Annotated in this window: 14 protein-coding genes; 2 read left to right on the forward strand and 12 right to left on the reverse strand. The window is 66.4% G+C overall.

Annotation, left to right across the window (positions count from 1 at the left end; all coding sequences use genetic code 11):
- Positions 1-5: 5 nt before the first annotated feature.
- The 4 genes from POR01S_RS05335 to POR01S_RS05350 form a co-directional block, all read right to left on the reverse strand.
- A complete protein-coding gene (locus POR01S_RS05335) occupies positions 6-1643 on the reverse strand; it encodes an ABC transporter substrate-binding protein (protein WP_027602372.1) in 1638 nt (545 codons plus the stop codon).
- 439 nt (positions 1644-2082) lie between these two features.
- Complete coding sequence (locus tag POR01S_RS05340) at positions 2083-3375, reverse strand: NAD(P)/FAD-dependent oxidoreductase (protein ID WP_042134267.1); 1293 nt, start codon at positions 3373-3375, stop codon at positions 2083-2085.
- A gap of 27 nt (positions 3376-3402) precedes the next feature.
- Entirely contained in the window at positions 3403-4074 is a 672-nt protein-coding gene (locus tag POR01S_RS05345) for a haloacid dehalogenase type II (RefSeq protein ID WP_027599278.1), read from the reverse strand.
- Between the two features lie 308 nt (positions 4075-4382).
- The gene (locus POR01S_RS05350) at positions 4383-5858 is read right to left on the reverse strand and encodes an aldehyde dehydrogenase family protein (RefSeq protein ID WP_027602373.1); all 1476 of its coding nucleotides are present in this window, start codon (positions 5856-5858) and stop codon (positions 4383-4385) included.
- A gap of 183 nt (positions 5859-6041) precedes the next feature.
- Here POR01S_RS05350 and POR01S_RS05355 point away from each other — a divergent pair, with 183 nt between their 5' ends.
- A complete protein-coding gene (locus tag POR01S_RS05355) occupies positions 6042-6884 on the forward strand; it encodes a GNAT family N-acetyltransferase (RefSeq protein WP_042134270.1) in 843 nt (280 codons plus the stop codon).
- A 162-nt stretch (positions 6885-7046) separates the two neighbouring features.
- On the opposite strand, the gene POR01S_RS05360 is transcribed toward POR01S_RS05355, so the two are convergent.
- The 7 genes from POR01S_RS05360 to POR01S_RS05390 all read right to left on the reverse strand — a co-directional run bounded on the left by POR01S_RS05360 (position 7047) and on the right by POR01S_RS05390 (position 13853).
- A complete protein-coding gene (locus POR01S_RS05360) occupies positions 7047-7562 on the reverse strand; it encodes an Lrp/AsnC family transcriptional regulator (RefSeq protein WP_042134271.1) in 516 nt (171 codons plus the stop codon).
- A gap of 23 nt (positions 7563-7585) precedes the next feature.
- Positions 7586-8941 (reverse strand): aspartate aminotransferase family protein, encoded by a 1356-nt coding sequence (locus POR01S_RS05365; RefSeq protein WP_042134273.1) that lies wholly within the window; start codon positions 8939-8941, stop codon positions 7586-7588.
- Complete coding sequence (locus POR01S_RS05370) at positions 8925-10022, reverse strand: phosphotransferase (protein ID WP_042134275.1); 1098 nt, start codon at positions 10020-10022, stop codon at positions 8925-8927. The genes POR01S_RS05365 and POR01S_RS05370 overlap by 17 nt, the downstream gene beginning before the upstream one ends.
- The gene (locus POR01S_RS05375) at positions 10019-10720 is read right to left on the reverse strand and encodes a haloacid dehalogenase type II (protein ID WP_042134277.1); all 702 of its coding nucleotides are present in this window, start codon (positions 10718-10720) and stop codon (positions 10019-10021) included. Before POR01S_RS05375 ends, POR01S_RS05370 begins: the two co-directional genes overlap by 4 nt.
- Positions 10721-10877: 157 nt before the next feature.
- Positions 10878-11279, reverse strand: coding sequence for a hypothetical protein (locus POR01S_RS05380; RefSeq protein ID WP_027599272.1), 402 nt, complete (start codon positions 11277-11279; stop codon positions 10878-10880).
- Positions 11280-11348: 69 nt separating this feature from the next.
- Positions 11349-12683 carry a dicarboxylate/amino acid:cation symporter gene (locus POR01S_RS05385; RefSeq protein WP_042134279.1) on the reverse strand — a complete coding sequence of 445 codons (1335 nt, stop codon included), beginning with the start codon at positions 12681-12683 and terminating at the stop codon, positions 11349-11351.
- A gap of 111 nt (positions 12684-12794) precedes the next feature.
- The gene (locus POR01S_RS05390; protein WP_042134281.1) at positions 12795-13853 is read right to left on the reverse strand and encodes a tartrate dehydrogenase; all 1059 of its coding nucleotides are present in this window, start codon (positions 13851-13853) and stop codon (positions 12795-12797) included.
- Positions 13854-13977: 124 nt separating this feature from the next.
- Between POR01S_RS05390 and POR01S_RS05395 the strand changes: the two genes are divergently transcribed.
- On the forward strand, positions 13978-14901 hold the full coding sequence (locus tag POR01S_RS05395) for a LysR family transcriptional regulator (RefSeq protein WP_027599269.1): 924 nt from the start codon (positions 13978-13980) through the stop codon (positions 14899-14901).
- A gap of 6 nt (positions 14902-14907) precedes the next feature.
- Here the strand turns inward: POR01S_RS05395 and POR01S_RS05400 are convergent, their stop codons facing one another.
- Positions 14908-16044: a glycerate kinase gene (locus POR01S_RS05400; RefSeq protein ID WP_042134283.1), complete on the reverse strand. Its 1137-nt coding sequence runs from the start codon at positions 16042-16044 to the stop codon at positions 14908-14910.
- Positions 16045-16059 lie beyond the last annotated feature (15 nt).

Below are 16059 nucleotides of genomic sequence, written 5' to 3' on the forward strand. Positions count from 1 at the left end.
GAGCGTCAGGCCTCCAGCCAGACGTGCTCGGCGAACATGTAACCCATGAAGCCACCGATGGGGATGATTCCGTAGCCACCGAGCTTGGGCGAATGGGCATCGATGGAGCTGGTGAAGATCGGCAGGCCGATGCCGCTGTGCTGGTGGATCAGCAGCTGCATGTCGGCGTACATCTGCTTGCGCTTGGCGACATCCGTCTCGCCGCGGGAGGCCACCAGCAACTGGTCGAACTGTTCGTTCTTCCAGCCGGATTCGTTCCAGGGCGCATCGGACTTGAAGAATTGCGACAGCAGGATGTTGGCGGTGGGCCGGGCGTTGATGTTGCCGAAGCCCAGCGGGTCCTTCATCCAGTGGTTGTCCCAGTAGCCGTCGGCGCTGACCCGATTGACCATCAGGTTGAGGCCGGCCTGGCGCGCCGACTGCTGCAGCACCAGGGCCATCTCGTTAGCGTTGTCGGCGGCGGTGGAGGTCACCAGTGGCATCCGCGCGCCGGCGATGCCGGCCTTCTGGAAGAGAAACTTGGCCTTGTCCGGATCGTAGGGCCGCTGGGGCAGATCCGCCGCGTAATAGGGTGTGCCCGGCATGATCGGCTGGTCGTTGCCGATGGTGCCGTAGCCGAGGAACACCGACTTGAGGATCTGCTCGCGGTCGAACAGCAGCTTCATGCCCTCGACCACGTTGGGATCGTTGAACGGCCGGTTGGGAATGCGCATGATCAGGTCGGTGTAGCCACCCGAGGTGTTGGCCACCACCTTGAGCTTGCCGCTCTGCTTGAGACGTTCGGCGGAGCGCGGATCCACCGACACGGTGAGCTGGACGTCGCCGGCCAGCAGGGCGTTGACCCGCGAGGGCTCGTCGCCGATGCCGATCAGCTCGATCTCGTCCAGATAGGGCTTGCCGGACTTCCAGTAGTTTTCGTTGCGCACGCCCACGGTGCGCACGCCCGGCTTGAATTCCTTGACCTTGAAGGGCCCGGTGCCGTTGGCGGTGGAGAAATCCTTGGTGCCGTCGGCGATGATCAGGAACGGCGAGATGGCCAGCACCGCGGGCAGCTCGGAGTTCGGCGACACCAGGCGGATGCGCACCTCGTCGGGGGCCACCGCGGTGACCTCGGCGAACTGGTCGGCCAGGGCCTTGACCTTGGAACCCACCGCCGGGTCCTTGTGGCGCAACAGCGAGTAGACGACGTCGGCGCTGTCGAAGGTCTTGCCGTTGTGGAATTGCACACCCTGGCGCAGCTTGATCGTCCAGGTCAGGGCGTCCTGGGTATCGAAACTGGTGGCCAGCGCCATCTGGGGTTCGAGGTGGCTGTCGAAGACGGTCAGGCCGTTGTAGAAGAAGTATTGCCGGGCATAGTCGCCCGAGAAAGCGCCGCGGGCCGGATCGAGCGTATCGGCGGTGGACGACCCGGCCGCTGCGGCGCGCACCCGACCGCCACGGCGCGGGGTGCCGGTGACCGCATCTTCTGCGGCGAACGCCTGGCCGTCACGGCCGAGCAGACCACCCACCCCGGTCGCCAGCAACCCGGCGGCGCCCAGCAGGCGCAGCGCATCGCGCCGCGACAGCCCCCGATGCAGGGCCTCGAAGGCCCGAACGCTTTCAGCAGCTCCTATCAGGGGACTTCCAGTCTTTTTCTCGGTCATGTCGGCTCGCTCGTTGGGGGCTCGGTCACCAGTCCGTACACCCCTCCCCGGGCGCACGGCGCTGTCCTCTTGGCCGCCTTGTCATGCGGCCTGGTTCATTACAGCACCGGCCCCTCGCCGATTACCGTCGAATTGCCCCTGCGGCGAGACAGAAAAGACCGTTTTGACCAAGCCGCTCAGCATTGTTTGCGGTGTGCGTCGCGACGGCGCATCAGGGCCCGCCATGCCCGTCTTTGGCGCGCTGGCGCGGCGTTTCGCTTGGGGTGGCGGAGCGCGGTGCGGACCGCGACGGGAGACTGGATGGCTGCGAAAAACCTGCGGTGGCAGCAGGTTCTGCGCAGCGCCGCCGGTTTGCGCCCGCCGGGCTGCGGAAACGCAAAACCGCCCGCGCGGGCACTACGCGTGGCAGGACCCGGGCGGGCGGTTGCGGGAGCGACGGCTAGTGCAGGCGATCCTGGACCCGGTAATACAGCCCTACCAGCGGCAGGAACCACGGCTTGCCGAAATGCCCGGGAATGGCCGGCCAGTCCAGTACCCGCCAGGGATTGGCCTGGCTGCGGCCCTCCAGCACCTCGGCCATCACCCGGCCCATGTGCACCGACATCTGCACCCCGTGGCCGCTGTAGCCCATGGCGTAGAACAGGCCATCCTGCTCGCCGGCGCGGGGCAGACGGTCGGCGGTCATGTCCACCAGGCCGCCCCAGCAATAGTCGATGGGCGTCTGGGCCAGGCTGGGAAACAGCTGGCCCAGGGCGTTGCGCAGCACGGCGCCGCTCTTGGCGTCCTGGCGCGGATCGGACAGGGCGAAACGCGCCCGCCCTCCAAAGATCAGCCGGTGATCCGGCGTGGTGCGGAAATAGTTGCCGATGATGCGGCTGGTGACATAGGTGCGCCGATTGGGCAGCAGTTCGTCCAGCTGCGCCTTGGGCAGCGGCGCCGTGGCAATGATGAAGCTGCCCACCGAGGCGATGCGGCGGCGAAACCACTGGAAGGGGCCGACGCTGGCGTTGCCCGTGGCCACCAGCACCTGGCGGGCGCGCAACTCGCCCTTGGCGCTGATCACCCGAAAGCTGCCATCGGGCAGGCGCTGCAGATCGCTCACCGCCGCGCCCTCGTATACCTGGGCGCCCCGTCGCACCGCCGCATCGGCCAGCCCTACGCCGAAGCGCCCCATGTGCATCTGGGCACCGTTGTGCTGCAGCAGCCCCCCATGGAAATCATCTGACGCCACCTCGACCCGCACCTGGGCCGCGCTGAGCAATTCGACCTGCGGATCCACCTCCTGGCGGATCAGTTCGCAGGTACGCGCGAGGTTGTCGTAGTGCTGCGGCTTGGCCGCCAGTTTGAGCTTGCCGGCCTTGTGGAAGTCGCAGGCGATGCCTTCTTCGGCGATCACCGCCTCCACGCTGGCCACCGCATCGGCATAGGCCTGGTAGAAGGCCCGGGCTTTTTCGGCGCCCAGGCTGGCGTGCAGGGCCGCGTAGTCCTGGGCGACGCCGGTGTTGCAGTGGCCGCCGTTGCGCCCGGAGGCTTCGCCGATCACCCGACCGGCCTCCAGCACCGCCACGCTGGCACCGCGCCGGCGCAGGGCGACGGCCGCGGAGAGCCCGGTGAAGCCGCCGCCGATGATGGCGACATCCACCTCGCCCGCCACCGGCCCCGGGGTGGCCCCGGTAAAGCCCGGCGCGGTCGCGAGCCAGTAGGAATCGGACGATGCTGGGCCAAGACTCATGGGCAGGCGCTCCGGCAGCTCAGGGGGTTATTCGAGACCGACGACCGCGGCCAGGCCGCCGATGTCCTTGATCTCGGTGTTGCGGTAGAACGGCGTGCTCGGCTCATGGCCGCGATTCACGAACACCTTGTTCTTGATGTTCATGTAGTCGGCCGGAATGAGGTCGTAGCGAAAGCTCGACGACACGTGCAGCACGTCTTCCGGGCCGCAGCCGAGGTTGTCCAGCATGTATTCGAAGGCCTGCAGGCGCGGCTTGTAGGCCTGGCCCTGCTCGGCGGTGAAGACCCGGTGGAAGGGCACGCCCAGCTTGTCGACGTTGGACATGATCTGCTCGTCGGCGGCGTTGGAATAGATCACCAGCGGGATCTTGTCGGCGATCTTGGCCAGGCCCGCGGTCACGTCCGGATGCGGCCCCCAGCTCGGCACCGCCTCGTAGTAGGCATTGGCCTCGGCGTCGGTGAAGGAGATGCCCCAGCGCTTGCAGGTACGCTCCACCGCCGAGTACAGCACTTCCGAATAGGGTTTCCAGGCGCCCAGCACCTCGTCGAAGCGATAGCCGTTGAAGTCCTTGCAGAACTGGTCCATCGCCTCGGCCGGAATGCGGTCGGCGAACATCTCGCGGGCCATGTCGGACATGCGGAAACGGGTCAGGGTGCCGTAGCAGTCGAAGGTGATGTACTTGGGCCGAAAGGCGGTCATGGCAAGAGTCCTTTGACAGGGGTCGTGAGTGAGAGGCCGGGGCGCCAGTGGCGTCCCTGGCAAGCATTACAGCACCGGCGGGCCTGACAGTTGTCCGCTTTCAGGCGCCGCGGGAGACAGAAAAAACCGTTTTAGCGGTAGGGCCCAGCATTGTTTGCGGCGACCTCAGGCTTTGGCCGAAAAGTGCCTGCGCTCGGCCATGCTGCGTTAAAAATCATCTCGGAATGCTCATTTACCATTCGTAAACTCCGCTTCCTCGCTGATTTTTGCCTTGCCTGACCATCGCTCAGCGACTTTTCGGCCAAGCCTCAGGAGTGCTCCAGATCGATCAGTACGCTCTTGCTGCGCAGGGTCGCCTCATAGGCGGCGCGGCCCAGGTCCTTGCCGATGCCGGAGCGCTTGTAGCCGCCGGTGGGAATGATCCAGTCGTGGCTGCGGCCATAGCGATTGACCCAGACGGTACCGGCTTCCAGCGCCCGCGTCAGGCGCAACGCCCGGCCGAGATCGGCGGTGTGCACCCCGGCGGCCAGGCCGTAGGTGGGGTGGTCGGCCAGGGCCAGGGCCTCAGCTTCGTCGTCGAACACCTGCACGGTCAGCACCGGGCCAAAGATCTCTTCGCGCACCGCGGGATTGTCGGCCTCGACCCCGGTGATCAGCGTCGGCTGATAGTAGGCGCCGCCCATGCCCTCCTCCAGGGCACCACCAACCAGGATCTCCGCGCCGGCCGCCCGACTGCGCGAGACGATGTCCTGGATGCGCTGGCCCTGGCGGTGGGAAATGATCGGCGCCAGGGTGGCCTCCGCCGACCAGGTCGGCCCCGGGCGCAAGGCGGCGAAGGCCGCCTGGATGCCCTCCAGCATCGGCTCCAGGGCGGCCCGTTGCACCAGCAGCCGCGAGCCCGAAACGCACACCTGGCCGGCGTTGCCGGTGATGGCGGCGGCCACGCTGCGGGCGGTACGGGCCAGATCCGGGGCATCGGCGAACACCAGCTGCGGACTCTTGCCGCCCAGCTCCAGGGTCACCGGCTTGGGCCCGCTCTCCGCGCAGGCGGTCATGATGGCGGTACCGGTTCCGGTGGAGCCGGTAAAGGTGACCTTGCCGATGCGCGGATGGCGGCACAGGGCATCACCGGTGGTCCGGCCATCGCCCTGGACCACGCTGAGGATGCCGGCCGGCAGCCCCGCCAGGACGGCCAATTCGGCCAGGCGCAGAATGGAGAACGGCGTCAGCTCCGACGGCTTGATCACCACGGCATTGCCGGCGGCGAGCGCCGGCGCCATCTTCCAGCCGGCCATGCTCAGGGGGAAATTCCAGGGCGCGACGGCGCCCACCACGCCATAGGGCTCGGTGATCTGCAGCCCCAGGTGACTGGTGGCGGTGGCCGCCACCTCGCCGCCGTGCTTGTCGGCGAATTCGGCGAAGAAGCGGATGCCCTCGGCCACATAGGGGATGTCCCAGGCCAGCACCTCGCGCAGCGGACGGGTCGAACCCACCGCTTCCAGCGGGCCGAGGATCTCGCCATCGGCTTCGACCAGATCGGCCCAGCGGCGCATCACCCGCGCCCGCTCGCGCGGCGGCCGGCTGGCCCAGTCACTGGCCTTCCAGGCGCGCCAGGTGCCCTCCACCACCTCGTCCACCAGGTCCGCCGAGGCGCACGGCAGGCCGCTCTGGAAGCCGCCATCGGAAGGCCGGAACACCTCCAGTTCGGCGCGGGCGTCGCGGATGCGCCCCCCGCTGAAATGGGCACAACGAACCGCTATTGCTCTGGGGTCGAACGAGGCCATGGCGCGCTCCGCTAGGGCTGTGGGCTTGGCCCCATGCTAGGCGCGCGGGTCGCCATCTTTTGCCGAACTGGCAGGGGCCTTCGGCGCTGCGCAGTGGCGCATCCACCCCTCGGCAACCGAATCTGCCGTCGCGGCTTGCTAGGCTGACGCCTGAATCAGCCAGACCCGAATCGGAGCCCTGCCGTGTCCCACGCCACCCTAAGACCCCTGCGCGAAACCGACCTCGCCACCGCTCACCAGCTGTCCCAGGCGCTGCACTGGCCCCATCGCCCGGAAGACTGGCAGTGCCTGTTCCACACCGGCGAAGGCCTGGTTCTGGAAGACGACCAGGGCGTGTTCGGCACCGGATTCTGCGTGCCCCAGGGCGACTTCGCCACCATCGGCCTGGTGATCGTCGCCGACAGCCACCAGGGCCAGGGCCATGGCCGCCGCCTCATGGACGGCCTGCTGCAACTGGCCGGCAACCGCACGCCCCTGCTGGTCGCCACCCTGCGCGGCGCGCCGCTCTACCGCAGCCAGGGCTTCGATTCCTATGAGCGCATCTATCAGCACCAGGTGGCGAGTCTGCCGGCCATGGCTGAACGTCAGCCACTGGAAGACCAGGTCCGTGAGCTGAGTCCGGCAGCGGCGCCGCAGCTGGAGACCCTCGCCCAGGCGGCTACCGGCCTGGACCGCAGCGCCCTGCTGCAGGAATTGCTGCCCCAGGCCGAGCGCATCGTCGGCTTTGAGCAGGAGGGCCAGTTGCGCGGCTTCGCCCTGCTGCGCCCCTACGGCCGCGGCCTGTCGGTCGGCCCGGTGATCGCCGAATCCACCGACCAGGCCAAGGCGCTGATCCTCGCCCTGCTGCGCCACGCCGAAGGGCAATACGTGAGATTCGACGTGACGGCCCGCAGCGGTCTCAATCCCTGGCTGAGCGACATCGGCGTTCCCCAGGTCGATGAGGTCGAGCAGATGGCCCGGGGCAAGGCGCCGCTGTCCCGCGATGGCCTGGATCAGTTCGCGCTGCTGACTCAGGCGCTGGGCTGAGCGACCGTGGCCTCGCGCGAGCGGTATCACCGCGGCCAGCGCCGGCGGTCGCCTGACCGCTCTGCTGGGCGAAATCGGCGACCACCCCCTTACCCGTCCAGCCCCGCAGGCGCCCTCAGGGCACAGCCGTCTGCACCGTCAGGCCAGGGTTCCAGACGCTGGCTAGCGTCCTTCATCCGCCCAGCTGGGCCGCTCATTGACGAGGGTTTCCAAGGGATAGCCGCCTTGGCGAAGGGGCTGGCGCAGGACGATGCGGCTGGCAAATTTCTCGATACCGATATTGTCCTCCAGCAGTCGATCCATCAGGGCCTGCAACCAGTTGATGCTCGGCACTACGATCTTGAGCAGATAGTCGTAGCCGCCACTCACGTTGTGGCACTCGACGATCTCCTGATACCGGGTGATTCCGTCTTCAAAGGTGCGAAAGTCGGCAGGTCGATGGCTGCTGAGGGTGACCTCGGAAAAGACGATGACATGACTGCCCACCTTCTCCAGGGCGATATCGGCGTGATAGCCGCGGATCACCCCGGTCTCCTGCAGTCGCTTAGTGCGAAGCAGGCAGGGACTCTCGCTCAGCGATATCGCGGAAGAAAGCTCGACATTCGAACAGCGTCCCTCGCGTTGCAGATACACGAGAATCTTGATATCGAACGCATCGAGGGACGCCGGAGGTTGCATGGGTCTGCCTTGAACGGTGAGCGCTAGACGCGGGGAACTGCAGAGTGCGCTTCGGTCAGCGCCGCGTCGAGCGTCTCTATCACCAGGCCGGCCTGTTCCGCGGTGAGCACCAGGGGGGGGCGAATCTTCAGTACGTTGTGGCCCATGGCGCAGCCGCTGAGCAGGACACCCTTGTCGCGCATCAGGTTGACCACCCGGGTCGTCAAGGCTCGATCCGGCTCTCTTGTCAGCCGATCGGACACGAGCTCCACGCCGACGAACATGCCTACCCCCCGCACATCGCCGATGGCCGCGTGCCGGTGGGCGAGCGCCGCGATACCCTCTCGCAGGAGCGTGCCCACCTCGGCGGCATGCTGCACCAGGCGTTCCTTCTCGATCGTGTCGAGCACCGCCAAGGCGGCGGCGCAGGACACGTTATTGCCCCCGAAGGTATTGAAATACCGGGAGTTCCTACCAAACTCGGCGAGGACGTCAGCGGTGGCCAGCAGCCCGGCGACCGGTTGTCCGTTGCCCATCGGCTTGCCCAGGGTGACGATATCCGGGATCACACCGTGACGCTGAAAGCCCCACAGGTGCTCGCCGGTCCTGCCAAAGCCCGGCTGGACTTCGTCGGCGATGAAGATACCAACGGCCCGCTTGATCGCCTCGACCGCGCCCTTCAGCAGACCCGCCGGCTCGGGCAGGATGCCATCGCTGGTAAAGATCGAGTCCACGATCAGCGCCGCCGGCTTGATGCCGTGCCGTTGCAGGTCGCGGATCGCCGCTTCGACGTCGCGGGTGAAGCGCTCAGCGACATCCACCGCGCCGGCATGGTAGGCGCGCGGCGCCGGTACCAGCCGCACGTGGGCGCCGAGGTCCACCGTGACGCCCAGCGACGGCGAGAATTTCGCGACCGCATCGGTGAAGCCGTGATAGGCGGTCTCGGTAACGATCACGCCCGTGCCCCCCGTGCGCACCTGGGCGATCCGATAGGCGACGTCGTTTGCCTCGCTCCCGGTGCAGGTGAGCATGAGGTGCGCCAGCTCGGTCTCGGGCACGGTGGCGAGTAGGCGCTCGGCCAGTTCGAGAATGGTGTCGTGCAGATAACGGGTATTGGTGGCGAGGGTCTGCACCTGCCGGCAGATCGCCTCGGTCACCGCGGGGTGGCAATGGCCGAGCGAGGCGACATTGTTGTAGGCGTCCAGATAGCGGCGGCCCTCCGGATCGATCAGCCAGGCGCCCTCGCCCCGCACGATATGCAGGGGATGCTCGTACATCAGCCGATAGGCCGGCCCGAGCAGGGCGTCGCGGCGTTCGATCAGGGCGGCCGTCGCGGCGTTCAGTTTGACGCGGCCCGGTATGTAGGCGTTGACCATGTTGAGGTCAGGGGTGCTGTTCATGGCTTTGTCCTGTGCGTACGTCGGTAAGTAACAGCTCGCGTGCCTGATCTCGAGACAGATCGGCCAGCAAGGTCAGTGCCTCCCACGAGGCCGCGTTGTGGCGCATGATGTAGTCGTAGTTTTCCGGGTAGCGCCTGGCCCGCCATTCCGAGATCAGCACGGTGATCAGGTGACGCGTCGCCATGAGGTCGGCAACGATCTCCTGCTCGCTTTCGTCGAGCGGCAGCGTGGCGTGATAGGCGCCGAGGAATTGCGCGGGGCCCAGGAGTGGATCGGCAGGGCCGCTCCCGGCAGGGCCACTCATGTGGAAGGCAGCGGCGGTGGCGACCTCGCCCACCAGGGGCGCATGCAGCATGTCGCCGAAGTCTATGACTCCGATGATGCGCTCGTGGTCCTGGGGCGCCGCCAGCACGTTGTAGAGGTGGTAGTCGTTGTGGATGACCTGGGCCCTCAGGTGCGGCAACAGTGGCAGCACGTGCCGGTTGAAACGCGCCATGAACGTCCTGACCAGGGCGCGGCGCGGGCCTTCTTCGATGCTATCGACCTTGGCCGCCAGGCGATGGGCTGTGGCAACGTTCCACAGCAGATCGTGGGTCGCGGACGGGTGCTCGAAGTCGCGCAAGGCGAGGTTCAATTCGGCCAGGAAGGTGCCCATCGCTCGGCGCTGGGTAGCGGTACGGCGGGTATCGCGGACCTGCACACCGTCGAGATAGGTCAGCATCCGCACAGAGGTCGCCGATCCGTCCGGGAGCACCAGGGTAGCGTGCGTCTGCCCTCCCAGCGTCCGCACCACCCGAGGTACCGGAAGGCTGGGCGCCACGCAGCAAATATGGTCGAGCGCGGCGATCTGAAAATCCACCACCGCCAGGGATTCGGACGGATTGCTGATCTTGACCACGTAGCGCTCGCCCGCCGCCGTCTCCACACGGCAATTCTGATCCCGCTCACCCAACAGCAGGTCGACCCGGCCATCGATACCGTAGAGACGCCGAACGAGCTGCTGCACCTCGTCCGGCGCGAGGGTCGGTGGTGGCGTCTCCATGGTCGCCGAGACGCCTGGCTGTGCGGTGGCGACCATCATCCCTGCCTCGGCGAGGCGGTCTCGGCGAGGCCTGGCAGACCGAGCAGCCCCGGAAGCTGGCGGATATCGGTCAGGCGCTCGACGCCATAGCCGTCGCAGGCCGGCTCATGCCCGCGGTCGATGAAGGCCCTGGCCATGAAGCCCAGATCCGCGGCCGTCATCAGGTCGTAACGGAAGCTCGAAGAGACATGCATCATGTCCTGCGGCCCGCAGCCCAGCTGCTCGAACATGTACTCGAATACCTGCGCCCTCGGCTTGTAGGCGCGTGCCTCTTCCGCCGTGTAGACCGCGTGAAAATCCGCCTGCAGGTGGGCGACGCTGGCGGGAATCAGATCGACCATGGAGTTCGACAGGATCACCAGCGGTACCTGCGGGGCGATGGCCTTGAGCGTCTCGACGACATGCGGATGCGGCTGCCAGGTGGGCACGGCCTGGTACAGAGCCAGCGCATCGGCCGCGCGATAGTCCACGCCGTGCTTGGCGCAGGCGCGCTGAATGGCGTTTTCCACTACCTCGAAAAAGGGCTTCCAATCGCCCAGGACTTCATCGAGGCGATAGAAACGGAAACTGTCGAGGAAGGCTGGCATCCGCTCGCTCGGCACACGATCCGCGAACAGCCGCTTCGCGGTGGGTCCCATTTCGAAGTTGATGAGCGTGCCATAGCAGTCGAAGCTGATGAATTTCGGCTTGTACGTCATGTGTCGCGAACTCCAGCGCCTGGGTGAGGGGTGATGCCTCAAGCTTAGGGAGTTCGCGCCCGCTGGGATGCTCTAGAACAGGGACGCTCAGGCAGATTCCTGCGCAAATCGGCGCCTGCTGGCAGGATCTGCGGGGGGCTTTCCGACGACTCGCCGGTCAACGCCACTCGCATCCCGCTACGCGGTTGCAACTGGTACGGGCGCGGTCGCCCTGGGACGTGGAGAAGCGACTGATGACGTTCCAGCCCAGCTGCCGGGTGCGGCCCAGCCAGAGGTTGCCGTCGCTGGTCAGGCCGCTGAAGAACTGCAGTCGTCCCAGGCGGGTGCTGGTCTGCGCCCATGACAGACCCGAAACCGGATCGTAGCCCCGCATCAGGGTGTCGTTGCCCTGGACCGCCACCCCGTACCAACCCCCCTGCCCGTCCTGGCAACGCAACACGAAGGCGCTGCGCACGCAGGTGTTGGCCGGTTTGAGACTGGGAATGGCCGCCTGGACGGCAGGTACCAGCAGCAGAGCCGCGGCCAGCAGGCCGGTACGCAGGAGCGCAGACGAGGTCATGGCGGTAATCGGTCGGGAGCGGGACGCCCAGCATGAGGTAAATCCCGCAGCCCGACCAGCACTGGCGTGCTAGAGCGCCTTGCGACCCAGACTGGACAGGGCCGGCTCGGCCATCGCCACGCCTTCCTGAGCCTCCGGCTCCGAAGCGGGAATTGCCTGGCCATCCAGCGCGGCGTTGAGCCGTCCCATGTCCAACGCTCCCACCCAGCGCGCGATAACCAGCGTGGCTACGCCATTGCCAATGGTATTGGTGATCGCTCGAGCCTCGGACATGAAGCGGTCTACACCCAGTAGCAGCACCATGCCGGCCACCGGGATGGTGCCAAGACTGGCGAGGGTCGCCGCCAGGGTGATGAAACCGGAACCGGTGACGCCGGCCGAACCCTTGGACGTGAGCATCAACACAGCCATGATGATGAGCTGGTCGGTCAGGCTCAGCGGCGTGTTGGTGGCCTGGGCGATGAAGGTCGCGGCGGCGGTGTAGTAGATGGCCTGGCCGTCCGGGTTGAAGGTCAGGCCGGAGGGGATGACCATGCCGGCCACTGGCTTCGAACAGCCGGCGTTTTCCATCTTGCGGATCATCTGCGGCAGTACCGATTCCGACGAACTGGTGCCCAGCACGGTGAACAGCTCTTCCTTGAGGTACCTGAGCAGCTTCCACAGGCTGAAGCCGGCGACGCGGCAGATCGGGCCCAGCACCAGGGCGACGAACAGGATGCAAGTAATGTAGAAGCAGGCCATCAGCTTGCCCAGGGAGAACAGCGAGCCGAAGCCGTACTTGCCGATGGTGAAGGCGATGGCGCCAAAGGCCCCCAGCGGCGCCAGGCGCATCAAGATGTTGACGATGCCGAACATGCCGTGCATCAGGCTATCGAGGGTGCGGATGATCGGCTTGCCCTTGTCGCCGCAACGCGCCAGGGCCACACCGAGCAGGATGGAGAACAATAGGATCTGCAGGATGTTGCCCTTGGCGAAGGCATCCCCGAGGGTGTTGGGGATGATCTGCATCATGAAGGCGATGAAGGATTCATGCTTGGCGGCCTCGGTGTAGCTGGCGATGGCGGAACTGTCGAGGGTGGCTGGATCGATGTTCATGCCAGCGCCGGGCTTGAAGGTATCGACCACTACCAGCCCGACGATCAGTGCCAGGGTCGAGACCACCTCGAAGTAGATGAAGGCGCGGATGCCCACCCGGCCCAGCTCCTTCATGTCGTTCATCTTGGCGATACCGGTGACCACGGTAAGGAAGATCACCGGCGCGAGCAGCATCTTGATCAGCTTGATGAAGGCATCGCCGATGGGTTTGAGCGAGGTGGCGAAGTCCGGGTAAAAGACGCCGAGCAAGGCGCCGGCAATGACCGCGATGACGACCTGGACGTAGAGTTTTCCGAGTAGGCGCTTCATGGGATATCCATTGTTGTTCTTGTAATGGAAGCGACCGCGCCGGCGGGCGGTCGCCCGTGAAAGTGCTGAGGCCTTCCCACCCGCTGGCTCGCCGCGGGTGGGAACGCCGAGCTAGCGGGCGATCAGCTCCAGCACGGCGTCGGTGACCTGGCGCGTGGTGGCCGTACCGCCCAGGTCTGGCGTGTGCAGGCCGCTGGCGGTGACCTCCTCGATGGCCCGCATCAGATGGGCACTGGCCTCGCGCTCGCCTAGGTGGTCGAGCATCAGCGCCGCGGTCCAGAAGGTAGCGATAGGGTTGGCGACGCCCTTGCCGGTGATGTCGAAGGCTGAGCCGTGGATGGGCTCGAACATCGAGGGAAAGCTCCGGTCGGGGTTGAGATTGGCGGTAGGCGCGATACCTAGGCTGCCGGAGAGCGCTGCAGCCAGATCCGAGAGGATGTCGGCGTGGAGGTTGGTGGCGACAATCACGTCCAGGTTGCCGGGCTTGAGCACCATGGTGGTGGTCACCGCATCCACCAGCTCACGGGTAGTGCGCACGTCCGGATAATCCTTGGCCACCTCGGCGAACACCTCGTCCCACAACACCATGCCGTGGCGTTGGGCGTTGGACTTGGTGACCAGCGTCAGGTGCTTGGCCGGGCGGCTGCGGGCCAATTCGAAGGCGAATCTATGGATACGCTCGACGCCAACGCGGGTGAAGGTGGAGACCTCGGTGGCTACCTCGATGGGCAACCCCTGGTGGACCCGACCACCGCTGCCGGAGTATTCGCCCTCGGAATTCTCCCGCACGATCACCCAGTCAATGGCCTGCCCGTTGGTCAGCGGACTTTTAACCCCGGGTAACACCCGCGCCGGCCGCACGTTGGCGTATTGGTCGAAGCCCTGGCAGATCGGCAGCCGCAGGCCCCAGAGGGAAATATGATCCGGCACCTTCTGGCTTCCTACCGCGCCGAAAAAGATGGCATCGGCCTGCTTGATCTCGTCCAGCCCCCCTTCCGGGATGTAGTGACCATGCTGCAGGTAGTACTCCGAATCCCAGGGGTAGTGGCTGACATCAAAGGCGAAACTGCCCAGGCGCCTGGCCAGGCCTTCGAGGACCTCGAGGCCGGCGGCAATGACTTCGACCCCGATACCGTCTCCGGGAATGGCTGCGATCTTGTAGTTCTTCATGGCTGGGCCCTGTGCTCTGGTTCGTTGGATGAGACGCCGACTGGCAGCGCTGGGCCGAGTATAGGTAGTGAAACCTGAGCTAAGATTCACCTGAACTCATCACTTACGTGAACTGAGGTTGATAATGAGTCGCCCCCAGGATTTGACCTTTTTTCACCAACTGGCCCAGCAGGGCAACCTGGCCGCCACGGCTCGCGAGCTGGGCATCACGCCCTCTGCAATCAGTAAACGACTGACCGCACTGGAAAAACGGCTAGGCGTTCGGCTCGTCAACCGGACCACTCGCTCCCTGGGTCTCACGCCCGAGGGTGAGCTTTATTTCCGCCATGCCGGACGCATTCTCGGTGACATCGAAGCAGTGGAAGACATGGTCGCCAGTCGCCGGAGCCAGCCCAAAGGCCTGCTGAGGATCAACGCTTCCCTGGGCTTTGGCAGACGCTACATAGGCCCGGCGCTGGCAGCCTTCATCGACCGCTACCCGGAGGTGGAGACCCAACTGCTGCTCAGCGACCATCCCATGGAACTGGCTGCCCATGGTCTGGACCTGGGCATCCGCTTCGGCGTGGCCCCGGATGCGGGCTATCACGCCCGACGCATCGCCAGCAATCGCCGATTGCTCTGCGCCTCACCGCTTTATCTGGAGCGCTACGGTGCACCGCAACGGTTGCAGGATCTGGCAACGCACAACTGCATCTTCCTGCGACAGAACGACAGCATCCACGGCGTCTGGGAGTTTCTCGAAGGGTCGCGCACCCGCAGCATCAAGGTCCGCAGCAACCTGAGCTGCAACGATGGTGAGGTGGCGCTGAACTGGGCACTCGAGGGCCGCGGCATCCTGCTTCGGGCGGAATGGGACATCGCCCGCTACGTGCGTAGCGGGCGGCTACGTCGGGTTCTGGAGGACGCCAGACCGCCTTCGGCAGATGTTTATGCGGTCTATTCTGAACACCATCACCTATCGGCCAAGGTGCGCCACTTCATCGACTTCCTGGTGGAACGCTTTCAGCGTATCGACCACCTCGAAGACCCGGCCAGCGAAGTCGACTGATCGCTCTCAGCTCTGCGCCGCCTGCCACAGCCGACCGATATCGCGAGCGGTGCGTTCCAGCAGCCCTTCGGCCTGGGCCAGGGCCTCTTCCAGGCTGAGCGGGCCCGGTACCAGACTGAAGGCAGCGGCGAGGCCCTGCTGATAGAGGGCGTCGTAGCCTTCGCCCAGCGAGCCGGCCACGGCCACCACCGGCACGCCGTGGCGCTGGGCCAGGCGCAGGACGCCCGCCGGAGTCTTGCCCCTCAGGGTCTGGCCGTCCAGCCGCCCTTCCCCGGTCACTGCCAGATCGGCGCCCTCCAGGGCTTCTTCCAGACCTACCAGCTCCGCGACCACCTCGATGCCGGGCCGAAAGGTGGCCTGGAGAAAGGCCAGGGCGGCAAAGCCGACCCCACCGGCGGCGCCGGCACCCGGCTGCTCGCTGACATCACGGCCCAGGGTCGCGGCGGTGACCGTGGCGAAATGCGCCAGGGCCGCGTCCAGCTCCCGCACCTGCTCGGGGGAGGCGCCCTTCTGCGGCCCGAAGATCTGGCTGGCTCCCTGGGGACCACAGAGCGGATTGTCGACGTCGGCGGCGATGACCACCTCCACCGCCGCCAGGCGCGGATGCAGGTCCGTCAGGTCCAGGCTGGCCAGGGAGGCCAGCGCCGCACCGCCCGGTGCCAGCGCCTGGCCCTGCCCGTCCAGCAGCCGGACGCCCAGGGCCTGGAGTACGCCCGCGCCGCCGTCGTTGGTGGCGCTGCCACCGATGGCCAGCACCAGGCGCTCGGCGCCGGCATCCAGGGCGGCGCGCAGGAGCTCGCCGGTCCCGTGGGAGGTGGCGACCCGCACGTCGCGGCGGGCCTTGGGCACCAGTTCCAGACCGCTGGCACTGGCCATCTCGACCAAGGCGGTGCGCTGCTCGGCCAGCCAGCCCCAGCGGGCAGTCACCGGCTCGCCCAGGGGACCGGTCACCCGCACCTCGCGCACCTCGCCGCCGGTCGCGGCGAGTACGGCATCCAGGGTGCCTTCGCCGCCGTCGCCCAGGGGACATTCGCGGATTTCCGCCGTTGGCAGCGCCTGGCGCAGGCCACGGGCCAGGGCGCTGGCGACCCCGGCGGCGGACAGGCTTTCCTTGAAGGAATCGGGAGCGATGACGATTTTCATGGGGCGATTCTCCGT

Source organism: Pseudomonas oryzihabitans NBRC 102199, from assembly GCF_000730625.1.
GTDB lineage: Bacteria > Pseudomonadota > Gammaproteobacteria > Pseudomonadales > Pseudomonadaceae > Chryseomonas > Chryseomonas oryzihabitans.

What these genes read in the sequence shown, in the direction of transcription:
- POR01S_RS05335 (WP_027602372.1), bottom strand. Translation starts at nt 1,643, where the DNA reads ATGACCGAGAAAAAGACTGGAAGTCCCCTGATAGGAGCTGCTGAAAGC.
- POR01S_RS05340 (WP_042134267.1), bottom strand. Translation starts at nt 3,375, where the DNA reads ATGAGTCTTGGCCCAGCATCGTCCGATTCCTACTGGCTCGCGACCGCG.
- POR01S_RS05345 (WP_027599278.1), bottom strand. Translation starts at nt 4,074, where the DNA reads ATGACCGCCTTTCGGCCCAAGTACATCACCTTCGACTGCTACGGCACC.
- POR01S_RS05350 (WP_027602373.1), bottom strand. Translation starts at nt 5,858, where the DNA reads ATGGCCTCGTTCGACCCCAGAGCAATAGCGGTTCGTTGTGCCCATTTC.
- POR01S_RS05360 (WP_042134271.1), bottom strand. Translation starts at nt 7,562, where the DNA reads ATGCAACCTCCGGCGTCCCTCGATGCGTTCGATATCAAGATTCTCGTG.
- POR01S_RS05365 (WP_042134273.1), bottom strand. Translation starts at nt 8,941, where the DNA reads ATGAACAGCACCCCTGACCTCAACATGGTCAACGCCTACATACCGGGC.
- POR01S_RS05370 (WP_042134275.1), bottom strand. Translation starts at nt 10,022, where the DNA reads ATGATGGTCGCCACCGCACAGCCAGGCGTCTCGGCGACCATGGAGACG.
- POR01S_RS05375 (WP_042134277.1), bottom strand. Translation starts at nt 10,720, where the DNA reads ATGACGTACAAGCCGAAATTCATCAGCTTCGACTGCTATGGCACGCTC.
- POR01S_RS05380 (WP_027599272.1), bottom strand. Translation starts at nt 11,279, where the DNA reads ATGACCTCGTCTGCGCTCCTGCGTACCGGCCTGCTGGCCGCGGCTCTG.
- POR01S_RS05385 (WP_042134279.1), bottom strand. Translation starts at nt 12,683, where the DNA reads ATGAAGCGCCTACTCGGAAAACTCTACGTCCAGGTCGTCATCGCGGTC.
- POR01S_RS05390 (WP_042134281.1), bottom strand. Translation starts at nt 13,853, where the DNA reads ATGAAGAACTACAAGATCGCAGCCATTCCCGGAGACGGTATCGGGGTC.
- POR01S_RS05395 (WP_027599269.1), top strand. Translation starts at nt 13,978, where the DNA reads ATGAGTCGCCCCCAGGATTTGACCTTTTTTCACCAACTGGCCCAGCAG.
- POR01S_RS05400 (WP_042134283.1), bottom strand. Translation starts at nt 16,044, where the DNA reads ATGAAAATCGTCATCGCTCCCGATTCCTTCAAGGAAAGCCTGTCCGCC.